The organism is Pseudomonas sp. BSw22131, from assembly GCF_026810445.1.
GTDB lineage: Bacteria > Pseudomonadota > Gammaproteobacteria > Pseudomonadales > Pseudomonadaceae > Aquipseudomonas > Aquipseudomonas huanghezhanensis.
The window spans coordinates 5627501-5640522 of the sequence record NZ_CP113949.1; the positions used below are offsets into that span (position 1 = coordinate 5627501).

Below are 13022 nucleotides of genomic sequence, written 5' to 3' on the forward strand. Positions count from 1 at the left end.
ATGTTCACCTAAACGTGGAGGAGCGGATCGATACTCAACCGGAGTCTCGGACAGGCGAATAGGACTGGCAACCTGAGGAACCGTACCACCCAATGCATGTGGTAATGACACCAACAAGCCTCTAGCTTTGACCTGAGGATCTGCAAACACCTGCGCAATATCGTTGATAGGCCCACAGGGCACCCCAACCAGCTCCAGTGCGCTCACCCACTCGCGCGTTGTCTTGAAGACGGTTGCCTGACGAATCATCGGGATCAGCTCGGCCCGATAAAGCACTCGCTGCTTGTTGGAGGAAAACCTCGGATCTTCAGCCCACTGCGGCTGACCCGCCACCTCAGCAAACTTCCTGAATTGGCTGTCGTTACCCACTGTCAGGATAAAGTCGCCATCCGCGGTGGGGAAATCCTGATAAGGGACGATATTGGGATGAGCATTGCCCAACCGACGGGGCGAGACGCCTGTTGTCAGGTAGTTCATTGCCTGGTTGGCCAGACAGGCAACCTGAACATCAAGCAGCGCCATATCAATGTGCTGACCGGCGCCACCCTGATCGCGGTGCGCCAACGCCGCCAAGATCGCGGACGTCGAATACAACCCCGTCAGAATGTCCGTCAATGCGACGCCGACCTTTACGGGCCCCGCACCATCCTCACCCTCGGGGCGGCCCGTCAGGCTCATAAGCCCGCCCAAGCCCTGGATCATAAAGTCATAGCCAGCGCGCTTGGCATAAGGACCGGTTTGACCGAAGCCGGTAATGGAACAGTAAATCAGCCTCGGGTTCTCCAACTGCAAAGACGCGTAGTCGAGGCCATAAGCCTTCAACCCGCCCACCTTGAAGTTCTCAATGACGATGTCTGACTTCGCCGCCAGCTCACGCACCAGTTTTTGACCCTCTGGCTGAGTGAAGTCAATGGTGACGGACTGCTTGTTTCGGTTCGCTGACAAGTAGTAGGCCGCTTCGCTGGTGTTCTCGCCGGCGGCATCTTTCAGAAACGGAGGACCCCACGCACGCGTATCGTCGCCGTTTCCTGGTCGCTCGACCTTGATGACGTCAGCGCCCAAGTCCGCAAGAATCTGCCCAGCCCACGGCCCTGCCAGGACTCGAGACAAGTCCAAAACCCGCAAATGCGAAAGCGCACCCATGACAGCTCCTTAATAGAAAGCCTGAATGCCCGTTTGCGCACGCCCCAGAATCAGCGCGTGAATATCGTGCGTACCTTCATAGGTGTTCACCACTTCAAGGTTCACCAGGTGACGCGCGATGCCGAACTCGTCCGAGATTCCGTTTCCACCCAACATGTCCCGCGCCATACGTGCGATATCCAGGGATTTACCGCAAGAATTGCGCTTCATGATGGAGGTGATTTCAACCGCATCTGTTCCTTCATCCTTCATGCGGCCCAGACGCAAGCAGCCCTGCAAGGCGAGCGTGATCTCTGTCTGCATGTCCGCCAGTTTTTTCTGGATCAATTGGTTGGCCGCCAACGGGCGTCCAAATTGTTGGCGATCAAGCGTGTACTGACGCGCCGTATGCCAACAGAACTCAGCAGCTCCCAAAGCACCCCACGAAATACCGTAACGCGCCGAGTTAAGGCAGGTGAACGGGCCTTTCAAGCCCCGCACGTCCGGGAAGATGTTCTCTTCAGGAACAAACACGTTATCCATCACGATCTCACCGGTGATGGAAGCACGCAGCCCGACTTTGCCATGGATGGCCGGCGCACTGAGCCCTTGCCAGCCTTTCTCCAGAACGAAGCCACGGATGTCGCCTTCGTCATCCTTGCCCCACACCACAAACACATCAGCGATTGGGCTGTTGGTGATCCACATCTTGCTGCCGGACAGTCGATAACCACCCTCAACCTTTTTTGCACGAGTGATCATCGCGCCTGGGTCGGAACCATGATTAGGCTCGGTAAGACCGAAACAACCGATCCACTCGCCAGATGCCAGCTTCGGAAGATACTTCTGCTTTTGCCCCTCGGTCCCAAATTCGTTGATCGGCACCATCACCAGAGAGGACTGAACACTCATCATGGATCGGTAACCGGAATCCACACGCTCCACCTCACGCGCTATCAACCCGTAGCAAACGTAATTCAGACCGCTGCCACCGTATTGCTCAGGGATAGTGGCGCCCAACAGACCAATTTCACCCATCTCACGAAAGATCGCAGAGTCAGTCTTCTCGTGCCGGAAAGCCTCGAGCACGCGCGGCGCCAACTTGTCTTGCGCAAACTGCTCGGCACTGTCACGCACCATGCGCTCTTCTTCGGTCAACTGCTGATCCAGCAGCAGCGGGTCAATCCAGTTGAAAGTTGCCTTGCCGCCCATGACGCTCTCCTCAATAAGTGGGTGCATTCGCTTATGCCGCACAAATGTCTTCGGCTGATCCTAGGCGCGCTCCCTCTGTCTAGCAAACGACGATTCCTCACTGCTTTGTGCTAATTTCGCACTCCGAAACAGCTCCAGCCCTTCCTTTGCTCTTTTAGTTGTGAGGCGGCCGTACATGCGTCGAAAAATCCCCAGTACCGCAGCACTGGTCAGCTTCGAAGCTGCGGCTCGACACGAGAGCTTTACCAAAGCAGCGGCGGAGCTCTCGCTGACTCAAAGCGCTATCTGCCGACAGATAGCCAGCCTCGAAGCCTTCCTGAACGTGGAGTTATTCCGACGCTCAAGGCGTGGCGTGAAACTCACCGAAGCAGGGCTGTCTTACAGCCGCCGAGTCGCGACACAATTGGATGCCGTGGAGCGTGACACGCTTTCGGTAATGGGCAATCAAGGCACCAACGTCATCGAACTGGCGGTCGTGCCGACGTTTGGCACCCAATGGTTGCTGCCACGACTCAAGGAGTTCCAGCGAAAGCATGCCGACGTCACAATCAACCTCACCAACCGCACCCGCCCGTTTCTGTTCGCAGACACAGAGTTCGATGCTGCCATCTACTTTGGGGATGCCGACTGGCCAGGCACCGAATCCCACCGTTTGATGAGCGAGAATCCTATGCCGGTTTGCAGCCCGACGCTGCTTGCCGGGCGCACGCATCTCACTGCAAAACAACTGGCTGAAATGCCATTGCTCCAGCAAACCACGCGCCCTTACGCCTGGCGCCAGTGGTTCAGCTCGATGGACATGAGCATTGCGCGCGACATGACAGGTCCGCGTTACGAGCTATTCTCCATGCTGGCCCAAGCGGCAACCCACGACATGGGCATCGCGCTGATTCCGCCCTTTCTTATTCAGCGCGAGCTGCTAGAGAATCGTCTGATCATCGCCAACGACCATTCGCTTTCGAGCACAAAGGCCTATTACCTGATGATTCCTGAACGCAAACTCGAGTCCGCTTCGCTAAAAGCGTTCAGAGACTGGCTGGTCGATCAAGCAGGGAGCTATTCACTCCCCTGATTTCGTTGATTATTTTCCGCAGCTCCTCCTGTAGTTACCTCCTTCAAAAACCTACAGATATCCTTAATTGTCGTATATACGACACATCCATGTTCGTTATTGAAAAACCCTACGAGTCCATAAATACGTGGTCTAGAGCCCTATTTGTCTCTCGCAGGTCACTTCGACAGAAAAACTCTTAAATCTTCGCTATAACTCTGTAAGCCATGTATTTAAAGGCATTCAGCGAATTCCTGCGTCAAACGGTCACAGGGTGACTTGTAGTTAAAAAAAAGTTTCGTTACAGAATCCTTGAAGCCCATTTGCTTCGCCTGCAAAATGCCGCGCCTCCGCCATTTCCATAGGCGGGGACGAGGTGATCGATCCCACCAGACGCGCCATCCGTAGCGCCTTGGCTACTTTTAAACATAAAAAGATCACGCAGGAGATTTGACGTGCACATTGGTGTCCCTCTCGAAACCCAGACGGGTGAAACGCGGGTTGCTGCAACCCCCGAAACCGTCAAAAAGCTCATTAGCCAGGGTCATAAAGTCACGGTCCAGGCAGGCGCTGGTATCACCGCGAGTGTCCCGGACAGCGCCTATGAAGCCGCAGGTGCCTCCATTGGTGGCCTCAACGATGTGTATGGCGCAGCGTTGATCCTCAAGGTCGTTGCCCCAACCGACAACGAATTGAGCCTGATCAAGCCCGGTACGGTCGTGGTCGGCATGCTCAACCCCTTCAACAACGAAAACATCGCCAGGATGGCTGAGTGCGGTATCACCGCATTCGCACTGGAGGCCGCGCCGCGAACATCTCGCGCGCAAAGTCTCGACGTGCTCTCGTCGCAAGCCAACATTGCCGGGTACAAGTCCGTGCTGTTGGCAGCCCATCACTATCCACGCTTCATGCCGATGCTGATGACCGCTGCCGGCACAGTGAAAGCCGCCCGCGTTTTGATTCTGGGCGCCGGTGTTGCTGGCTTACAGGCAATTGCTACTGCCAAACGACTGGGAGCTGTGATCGAGGCCTCAGATGTACGCCCTGCGGTGAAAGAGCAAATTGAATCCTTGGGTGCGAAGTTCGTCGATGTCCCTTACGAAACCGAAGAAGAGCGTGAAGCTGCAGTGGGCGTCGGCGGTTACGCCCGGCCAATGCCTGCCAGCTGGATGCAGCGTCAGGCGGTGGCTGTACATGAGCGCGCCAAACTGGCCGACATCGTGATTACCACGGCACTCATCCCAGGCCGCAAAGCACCGGTGTTGCTCAGCGCAGAAACTGTCGCGCAAATGAAGCCCGGTTCGGTGGTAATCGATCTCGCCGCTGCGCAAGGCGGCAACTGTCCGCTGACGGTCGCCGATCAGGTAGTGATCGAACACGGCATCACCATCGTTGGCCACACGAATCTGCCGGCAATGGTCGCAGCAGACGCCTCGGCCCTGTATGCGCGCAACCTGCTGGACTTTCTCAAGCTGGTGTTCACACACGAAGGCCAGCTCGAAATAAACCTTGAAGACGACATCGTCGCCGCGTGCCTGATGTGCCGCGACGGCCAGATTGTTCGCAAAAACGGCTGAGGATAAAAACAATGGAAGAGTTCATCTCGCCCGGCATCTACAACCTGATCATTTTTGTGCTGGCAATCTATGTCGGCTATCACGTGGTCTGGAACGTTACCCCGGCGCTGCACACCCCGCTGATGGCGGTCACGAACGCCATCTCGGCCATCGTCATCGTCGGCGCAATGCTTGCAGCAGCCCTGACCGTGACCCCGCTTGGCAAAACCATGGGTACGCTGGCCGTGGCGCTGGCAGCGGTAAATGTATTCGGCGGTTTTTTGGTCACCCGACGAATGCTTGAAATGTTCAAGAAAAAAGCGCCCAGGACCAAAGTCGAGGTGACGAAGTAATGAGCATGAACCTCGTCACTTTGCTGTATCTCGTTTCGGCGATCTGCTTCATCCAGGCACTCAAAGGCCTTTCGCATCCGACAACTTCGCGGCGGGGCAATCTGTTCGGCATGGTCGGCATGGGATTGGCGGTGCTCACTACAGTTGGCCTGGTCTACAAGCTCGCAGCGATGTCTACAGATGGCGCAACTGCTGGCATTGGCTACATTGTCATCGGTTTGCTCGTCGGCGGCACTGCTGGCTCGATCATGGCCAAGCGAGTCGAGATGACCAAAATGCCGGAGCTGGTGGCTTTCATGCACAGCATGATTGGCCTCGCAGCGGTGTTCATTGCCATTGCCGCAGTGGTCGAACCGCAGTCGCTGGGCATCGTTCGTCACTTGGGAGATCCGATCCCTGCCGGCAATCGACTGGAGCTGTTCCTTGGCGCCGCGATCGGTGCGATCACGTTCTCCGGTTCGGTCATCGCATTCGGCAAGCTGTCGGGCAAATACAAGTTCCGCCTGTTCCAGGGCGCACCGGTGCAGTTTGCCGGGCAGCACAAGCTGAACCTGATTCTGGGGCTGGCCACGCTGTTTTTCGGCCTGACGTTCATGTTCACCGGCAGCCTTTTCGCGTTCAGCCTGATGCTGATCCTGGCATTCATCATTGGCGTGCTGTTGATCATCCCGATTGGCGGGGCCGACATGCCAGTCGTGGTGTCGATGCTCAATAGCTATTCGGGCTGGGCAGCCGCGGGCATTGGCTTCTCACTCAATAACTCGATGCTGATCATCGCAGGTTCGCTGGTAGGTTCTTCGGGTGCGATCCTGTCGTACATCATGTGCAAGGCCATGAACCGCTCGTTCTTCAACGTGATCGGTGGCGGCTTCGGCGGTGCAACTGATACTGGCGCCGCTACAGGCGCCAAAGAAGCACGACCGGTCAAATCCGGCTCGGCTGACGACGCGACATTCCTGCTGACCAACGCTGACACGGTGATCATCGTGCCGGGATACGGCCTGGCAGTGGCACGCGCACAGCACGCGCTCAAAGAGCTGACAGAAAAGTTGACCCATCGCGGGGTGACAGTAAAGTACGCGATCCACCCTGTAGCAGGGCGGATGCCAGGGCATATGAACGTCCTGCTGGCGGAAGCGGAAGTGCCTTACGACCAAGTGTTCGAAATGGACGACATCAACTCCGAATTTGGTCAGGCCGATGTGGTGCTGGTCCTCGGCGCAAACGACGTGGTGAACCCGGCCGCCAAGAACGACCCGAAATCACCGATTGCCGGGATGCCGATTCTGGAAGCGTTCAAGGCCAAAACCATCATCGTCAACAAACGCTCGATGGCCAGCGGCTATGCCGGCCTGGATAACGAACTGTTCTACCTCGACAAGACAATGATGGTCTTTGGCGATGCGAAAAAGGTCATTGAGGACATGGTGAAGGCCATCGATTAAGGCTTCATCTGCGACGAAAAAGCCCTCCAGCGCTCACCTTGGCTGGGGGGCTTTTACATTTCGGGCAACAGTGTTTTGTCCTGAAACCCTCTAATTAGAGCCCTCCAATGCGACCTTGGTAGCGGGACGAGGCGCTGGCAACGCTCTAGACTGGTCGCTCGCTTAAGCCGTCCGAGATAACCCTCCATGTACCGTGAACGTATCCGCCTGCCTGCTTTGATGAATAAGGTAATGAGCGCCGCCGATGCCGCCTCTTTGATCAAAGACGGTATGACCGTTGGCATGAGTGGCTTTACCCGAGCCGGAGAGGCCAAGGCCGTGCCTCAAGCACTGGCAGAGCGCGCCAAGGTCTCGCCACTACAGATAAGCCTGATTACCGGCGCAAGCCTGGGCAACGACCTCGACAAGCAGCTGACCGAAGCCGGCGTCTTGTCCCGGCGCATGCCATTTCAGGTCGACAGCACCCTGCGCAGGGCCATCAACGACGGCACCGTCATGTTCATCGACCAGCACCTGTCCGATACAGTTGAGCAATTGCGCAATCGGCAAATCAAGGCAGTGGACCTCGCGGTCATCGAGTGTGTGGCAATCGACGAAGAAGGCCATCTGATTCTCAGCACTTCCGTGGGTAACTCCGCCAGCTTCGCCATTCTGGCCAAAGAAGTGATCGTCGAAATCAATCTGGCGCAGCCGCTCGAGCTCGAAGGCCTGCATGACATCTATATACCCAGCTATCGCCCCACACGACTGCCGATCCCGGTGCTCAAGCCCGACAGCCGCATTGGTAATCCGGCCGTGCAAATTGATCCGGCGAAGATCGTCGGCATTGTCTTCAGCAATCAGACCGACTCGCCTTCGACGGTATTGCCACCCGACAGCGAGACACAAGGCATTGCTGGCCATCTGGTGGAGTTCTTCAAGAACGAAGTGCGTCAGAACCGGCTGACCAACCAATTGATGCCACTGCAAGCAGGCGTCGGCACCATCGCCAATGCCGTGATGACCGGTTTGCTGGATTCGCCGTTTCACGACATGACGATGTATTCCGAGGTGCTTCAGGACTCCACTTTCGACCTGTTTGACGCAGGCAAGCTGAGCTTCGCGTCCGGCAGCTCGATGACGCTGTCGGCTCGCAAGCACAGCGGCGTTTACGACAATCTCGACCAGTACAAACCAAAACTGTTATTGCGCCCTCAGGAAATCTCCAACCATCCTGAAGTGGTTCGCCGTCTGGGCATCATCGCAATCAATACAGCCCTGGAGTTCGATCTGTACGGCAACGTCAATTCCACGCACGTGGGTGGCACCCGGATGATGAACGGAATCGGCGGCTCTGGAGACTTCGCGCGCAATGCGCACCTGGCGATCTTCGTGACCAAGTCCATTGCCAAAGGCGGCTCTATTTCAAGCGTGGTGCCCATGGTCAGCCATGTGGACCACACGGAGCATGATGTCGATATTCTCGTCACAGAACAGGGACTGGCCGATCTGCGCGGGCTCGCGCCTCGTGAGCGCGCCCGCGTCATTATCGATAACTGTGTTCATCCAGCTTATCGCGAGGCATTGAATGACTACTTCCGCAGGGCCTGTGCCATCGGCGGTCACACACCGCATGTGCTGCGTGAAGCACTAAGTTGGCACCTGAATCTTGAAGAAACCGGACGAATGTTGGCGGCCTGACAAAACAGTTGAGAACTGGCGACAGTTTTTAGTCGCCAGTTTCCGGCCGCCCTCATTCGTTCCTCAGAAACTGTACTACTGTACCTGCCAATCCTGACCTTTTTGGCCGTCCCCACACCCCAAGCAGCTGCAAAATGCACTGTTTTCGTGCCGACCCGTACAGTTGCCCCAAATACGGACAAAACAGTGCCATACAACAGTTAACTGAACCCTCACAATACAAGTGAACTGTGTCTGGAGAGGGGAGACAAACGAGAGGAAGATTGCCACCAATCAAGTCACTATCTAATCCCGCCACAAGCGGAAGGAAGAAGCACCATGGAACGTACAGTCAGTTCCGATCTGTTCTACGAAGAAACTGCAAAAACCGCCCAAGCCTCGTTGCCGCTGCGCGCTTTCGCTAACCTGATGCTCTGGCAGCGTCGCCTTTCCAGCCGCCACCAACTGGCCCGCCTGGATTCGCGTCTCCTGGCCGATGCAGGTATCAGCGAATCGCAACGTTACGAAGAGCTGAGCAAGCCGTTCTGGCGCTAAGCTAGCGTCCGCTGGTCCAAGGCCAATAGCCTCATTCCAGCAACCCGAATTGCTTCATACAAAACCCGTCGCGGGGAACTGCGACGGGTTTTGTCGTTTCAGGGCTTGATAAGAGAGTAGTTTCGCCACACCTATACAGTTCACTAAAAAACAAAATAAACCAGTACAGTGCGGCAAAGCTGTGGTCCGTAGTCAATAAAAAAAATGTGTATTTCTTCCGTAGTCATAGCTGGCACCACGCCGCGATAGTGCTGACGCCCTCCGCTAGGCTAGTCTTTGCGGCAAATACCGAAAATCCCCCGGAGCGATGGTTGCCTTCGCCCGATCCGCGTGTGCGGTTATCCCTGTCATTTCCTGGAGTTTTACTATGTCCCGCCTACGCCTGATGAGCGCTGCAGCCCTATTGATCGCAGCAACAAGCGCCAGCGCTTCAAGCTTTTATGTCACTACCGACACTTTGGTGCGCGCAATCGACGCCTCGTCCAACGCAACGTCCAATATCTCCTCATCGTTCAAGGACGACAAAATCGTCCTCGCTGCTCGCGACGATGCAGCCAGCTTCGTCGCCACCAAGGGCGATATCCGCAGCGCTCAGCTTGAAGGTGCGTTTCAGCACATTCGTGCGACATCTCCGCAGATCAATGCCACCGATGCACAGTTGGCTCAAGCCATCCTGGCGATCTGATTCAGTAACCTGACAGGTTAAGGCTCAGCATGGCCCGTTCCCGGACTAGCCCTGGAACGGCCATTGCGCTAGCCTTGCCGCTCGTTTCGCCAGTATCGAGACCCATGCATTTACTGCCTCGCTCATTGATTGCGTCGATTTGTGGCCTGCTCTGGAATGCTCAGGCCCAGGCTTTCGATGTCACTACGCAAAGCCTGGTCAAATCAGGATTCGCCACCTCCCAAGTGACGACCGGTCCTTTCGATAACAAACTGATACTTGCCGCCCAGGATGATGCTGCAGCGTTTCTTGCCAGTGACGGCCAACTGCGAGGAGCACAACTGGAGTCGGCGTTGTTGTACCTGCGCCAGACCCGGCCAAAACTTCGTGCGAGCGACCTTGAACTGGCGCAAGCAATTCTCGTCCAATAGCCACTTTTCATATCTTCTGTATTTCTGGAGACGTTCCATGCGTACCCCGCTGATTGCCGCAGCCTTGGGCCTGCTTCTGCTGGCTGACATGGCTCAGGCGCAAACCCTGAAAGCCACCAGTAACATCATCGTCCGCGCTTTTGGCCGCACCATCGATTTTACTTCCGATACCACCACCTCCATTCGTGACTCAAAAGTTGTGTTGGCAGCCAAAGACGATGCCGCCAGCTACGTTGCCACTCGGGGCGATATTCACGGCTCTCAGCTCGACGCCGCGTTTGCTACCTTGCGCGAACGTCTGCCCGAAGCCCGCAATGCCAGTGATCAGGTACTCGCTGAAGCCATCCTCGCACTGTGAGGAGAGTCGCCGTCTGGCTGATGGCGTCGGCACTTTCGTTGCTGTGCAGCAATGCCTTCGCCGACCTCAGTCTGGCGCTCAATACCGATGGCTTGAGCGCTGCGCAGATCCGGGCAAGCCAGGCGCTGCTTGACGAAGCCATGCTCAAGTTGCCGCCGAAGTTCGTCAGCAAGCTTGATCGCAAGGTTGAAGTGCACTGGTCGGATCACATGCCGAGCAACGCTTATGGCCAGGCGGACGGGCCTTACCGGCTGGACTTGAACCTCAATCTGCTGGCAACGCTGACCGATGGCACTGCTGCCACAACTAAAACCACCCGCCCTCATGGCACTGTGCGCAATGAAATGCTCGCCACGGTCCTGCATGAACTCACCCATATCTATGATCGCGCCCAACTCTGGTCGGACTCTGACCGGTCGTTGATATTCATGTGTGGGCGCCGGGCGAGCAGCCTGGGCAAAGTTGGACTGCCCGATAACTGTCGCGGCCAGACGGATCGGCGCTTTACGCTGAGCGACGATCCACGATTGCTGGATCTTGCTGGCTGGCCGCAATACGTCGGACGGCGAGGGGACCGCGAGGAAAAGAACGGCCAGGTTGCCCGTAGCCCGGACATCTACGAAATCAGCAGTCCCATCGAATTCGTCGCCGTAAACATGGAGTACTTCCTGCTGGACCCGGCATACGCGTGCCGTCGCCCTGCGCTCTACGATTACTACAAACAACATTTTGGCTGGGCGCCGCCCGACAAGGTTGAATGCCCGAAGGCTTACCCGTTTCTCAACGCGGGCAACGACTTCGCCCGTGAGCCGCTCGGCAAGCTCGACCCTGAGCGCGTCTATGAAGTTGACTATCTGCTAGCGGAAGCCAATCAGAACATTGCCAGCCGCTGGGGTCATTCGATGCTGCGTCTGGTGATCTGTAAGCCTGGGCGACCACGCGGGCCGGACTGCCGGCTCGATCTGGATCAACACCTGGTGCTTTCCTACCGTGCGTTCGTCAACGACCTGCAACTGTCGAGCTGGAGCGGCTTAACCGGCGGCTATCCGTCGCGGCTATTCGTACTGCCCCTGGGTCAGGTCATAGACGAGTACACCAAGACCGAATTGCGCAGCCTGGCGTCAGTGCCGATGAAGTTGTCTCGTGCAGAGATCGACGGTCTGGTGCAGCGTGCAGCCGAAATGCACTGGGCTTACGACGGCGACTACTGGTTTTTGTCCAATAACTGCGCGGTAGAAAACCTCAAGCTTTTGCGCAGCGGGACCAATGATCCAAAGCTCCAGAACCTCGACAGCATCTTGCCAAATGGCCTGCTTGAAGTACTCAAAGGCCGCGGTCTGGCCGACACCAGCGTCCTGGACGATCCCAAGGAAGCGCTGCGGCTGGGTTATCGCTTCGATTCTTACCGTGATCGTTATCAGGCAATGTTCGACGTACTGCGCAAGAGCTTGCCGATCAAGCAGACCTCGGTCGAGGACTGGCTGGCGCTGGCTGCCAAAGATCGTACGCCCTGGTTCGCTCAGGCAGATTTGCGGACCAGCGCCGCGATGCTGCTGCTCGAACAGGCCAGCCTGCGTCGCCAGTTGCTGCTGGCTCAGGACGAAGTAAAACAACGCTACCTCAGCGCCCGCGAGCAAAAGGACAACAGCGTTGCCCACGCTACCGGGACTCTGCAGGACATCCTTGCCAACAGCGGTTTCCTCAGCCGACCAGCAGAACTGCTTGGCAGCGGCGGCTATGGTTTGCCGCAGGAAGGCGAGTGGCAACGATTGGAGGCAGAAAGCACCCAGCGCCAGAAACAGCTGCAGAGGCTGACGGGCGATCTGGATCAAGAGGTGAGGGCGCTGCTGGAGCCTGAGCGCGCCAAGGAAATTGCCGCCACCGAGGCCAACCTCAAACAGATCGGTGAGCACCTGCGGGCCTTACACAAAGCGGCGGGTGGACTTGAGCTGCCGTAACTCGACTGACTAAATCGCTTCCTCTGGCTCACCTGGCAGTTGTTCATCCAAGTGGAGCCAGGGCAAGCGGCTGTCAGTCCAGATGTGGCGAGACGCGGATGCCTGCTCAGGATGGTCCAGCGTCGCGATGGTGACGTCCATTTCTTCAGGGCTGTTACGGCTCAACAGCGCCACCTGTGCCCCACAGTTGTTGCAGAAATACCGCACACACGTTGGCCCCGAGTCATAGGCTGTGGGACTGCCCGCCAACCATTTGAACGAGCCGATCGGGACCGAGATCCAAGTCATGACAATACCGCCCGATGTCCGCCGACAGATCGAGCAATGGCAATGGGCGATGTCGGCCAATGGCGCATCGAATTCGTAACGCAGATTGCCGCAATGGCATCCGCCCGTGTGCAACTCGCTCATGGTCTTGGCTCCTTGTGGGTTTCAGTTCAGACCCTGCCCGACGTTAATCGCTTCATCGATTGTCTGACGATCAACGGGAAGGGCGTCGAAAGCTGGCTGAAAGCTTGGAGCTTTAGCATCCCCCCACCGCCGGCAAAAGACCGGTCAGCCAGGTAGGACGTTTCTGACGTTCATCGGCCCAGTCAACAACAACAATTTTGGTGAACCTGATGCTTGCTCGCGCCCCGCAGTACTTTCCACATTCTTT

At 56.8% G+C, this 13022-nt stretch carries 13 protein-coding genes (1 of these 13 cut by a window edge); 10 read left to right on the top strand and 3 right to left on the bottom strand.

The annotated features are described in order from the left end of the window. Together OYW20_RS25450 and OYW20_RS25455 are read right to left on the bottom strand one after the other, a co-directional pair. Positions 1-1143: the 5' portion of a CaiB/BaiF CoA transferase family protein gene (locus OYW20_RS25450; RefSeq protein ID WP_268798608.1), read on the bottom strand. 78 nt of this gene lie to the left of the window's left edge; the window shows 1143 of its 1221 coding nt (coding positions 1-1143); the start codon lies at positions 1141-1143; its stop codon lies off the left edge, out of view. Between the two features lie 9 nt (positions 1144-1152). Next, complete coding sequence (locus OYW20_RS25455; RefSeq protein ID WP_268798609.1) at positions 1153-2334, bottom strand: acyl-CoA dehydrogenase; 1182 nt, start codon at positions 2332-2334, stop codon at positions 1153-1155. A 175-nt stretch (positions 2335-2509) separates the two neighbouring features. On the opposite strand from OYW20_RS25455, the gene OYW20_RS25460 reads away from it, so the two are divergent. From OYW20_RS25460 to OYW20_RS25505, 10 genes are all read left to right on the top strand, one after another. Then, a complete protein-coding gene (locus OYW20_RS25460; RefSeq protein WP_268798610.1) occupies positions 2510-3406 on the top strand; it encodes a LysR family transcriptional regulator in 897 nt (298 codons plus the stop codon). Between the two features lie 434 nt (positions 3407-3840). After that, entirely contained in the window at positions 3841-4962 is a 1122-nt protein-coding gene (locus tag OYW20_RS25465; protein ID WP_268798611.1) for a Re/Si-specific NAD(P)(+) transhydrogenase subunit alpha, read from the top strand. An 11-nt stretch (positions 4963-4973) separates the two neighbouring features. Continuing rightward, positions 4974-5294 (top strand): NAD(P) transhydrogenase subunit alpha, encoded by a 321-nt coding sequence (locus OYW20_RS25470; RefSeq protein ID WP_268798612.1) that lies wholly within the window; start codon positions 4974-4976, stop codon positions 5292-5294. Next, positions 5294-6739, top strand: coding sequence for an NAD(P)(+) transhydrogenase (Re/Si-specific) subunit beta (locus OYW20_RS25475; protein ID WP_268798613.1), 1446 nt, complete (start codon positions 5294-5296; stop codon positions 6737-6739). Before OYW20_RS25470 ends, OYW20_RS25475 begins: the two co-directional genes overlap by 1 nt. A gap of 186 nt (positions 6740-6925) precedes the next feature. Beyond that, positions 6926-8419 carry an acetyl-CoA hydrolase/transferase family protein gene (locus OYW20_RS25480; RefSeq protein WP_268798614.1) on the top strand — a complete coding sequence of 498 codons (1494 nt, stop codon included), beginning with the start codon at positions 6926-6928 and terminating at the stop codon, positions 8417-8419. Between the two features lie 318 nt (positions 8420-8737). Beyond that, a complete protein-coding gene (locus OYW20_RS25485; RefSeq protein WP_268798615.1) occupies positions 8738-8953 on the top strand; it encodes a DUF1127 domain-containing protein in 216 nt (71 codons plus the stop codon). A gap of 367 nt (positions 8954-9320) precedes the next feature. Next, complete coding sequence (locus OYW20_RS25490) at positions 9321-9638, top strand: DUF2388 domain-containing protein (RefSeq protein WP_268798616.1); 318 nt, start codon at positions 9321-9323, stop codon at positions 9636-9638. 104 nt (positions 9639-9742) lie between these two features. Then, positions 9743-10048 carry a DUF2388 domain-containing protein gene (locus OYW20_RS25495; RefSeq protein ID WP_268798617.1) on the top strand — a complete coding sequence of 102 codons (306 nt, stop codon included), beginning with the start codon at positions 9743-9745 and terminating at the stop codon, positions 10046-10048. 37 nt (positions 10049-10085) lie between these two features. After that, positions 10086-10406: a DUF2388 domain-containing protein gene (locus tag OYW20_RS25500; RefSeq protein ID WP_268798618.1), complete on the top strand. Its 321-nt coding sequence runs from the start codon at positions 10086-10088 to the stop codon at positions 10404-10406. Continuing rightward, positions 10403-12364, top strand: coding sequence for a DUF7844 domain-containing protein (locus tag OYW20_RS25505; protein ID WP_268798619.1), 1962 nt, complete (start codon positions 10403-10405; stop codon positions 12362-12364). The genes OYW20_RS25500 and OYW20_RS25505 overlap by 4 nt, the downstream gene beginning before the upstream one ends. A 9-nt stretch (positions 12365-12373) precedes the next feature. Here the strand turns inward: OYW20_RS25505 and OYW20_RS25510 are convergent, their stop codons facing one another. Further along, entirely contained in the window at positions 12374-12775 is a 402-nt protein-coding gene (locus OYW20_RS25510) for a GFA family protein (RefSeq protein WP_268798620.1), read from the bottom strand. Positions 12776-13022 lie beyond the last annotated feature (247 nt).

Coding starts and splice junctions, on each gene's coding strand:
- OYW20_RS25490 (WP_268798616.1), top strand. CDS start 9,321: ATGTCCCGCCTACGCCTGATGAGCGCTGCAGCCCTATTGATCGCAGCA.
- OYW20_RS25510 (WP_268798620.1), bottom strand. CDS start 12,775: ATGAGCGAGTTGCACACGGGCGGATGCCATTGCGGCAATCTGCGTTAC.
- OYW20_RS25470 (WP_268798612.1), top strand. CDS start 4,974: ATGGAAGAGTTCATCTCGCCCGGCATCTACAACCTGATCATTTTTGTG.
- OYW20_RS25485 (WP_268798615.1), top strand. CDS start 8,738: ATGGAACGTACAGTCAGTTCCGATCTGTTCTACGAAGAAACTGCAAAA.
- OYW20_RS25460 (WP_268798610.1), top strand. CDS start 2,510: ATGCGTCGAAAAATCCCCAGTACCGCAGCACTGGTCAGCTTCGAAGCT.
- OYW20_RS25480 (WP_268798614.1), top strand. CDS start 6,926: ATGTACCGTGAACGTATCCGCCTGCCTGCTTTGATGAATAAGGTAATG.
- OYW20_RS25455 (WP_268798609.1), bottom strand. CDS start 2,334: ATGGGCGGCAAGGCAACTTTCAACTGGATTGACCCGCTGCTGCTGGAT.
- OYW20_RS25495 (WP_268798617.1), top strand. CDS start 9,743: ATGCATTTACTGCCTCGCTCATTGATTGCGTCGATTTGTGGCCTGCTC.
- OYW20_RS25475 (WP_268798613.1), top strand. CDS start 5,294: ATGAGCATGAACCTCGTCACTTTGCTGTATCTCGTTTCGGCGATCTGC.
- OYW20_RS25500 (WP_268798618.1), top strand. CDS start 10,086: ATGCGTACCCCGCTGATTGCCGCAGCCTTGGGCCTGCTTCTGCTGGCT.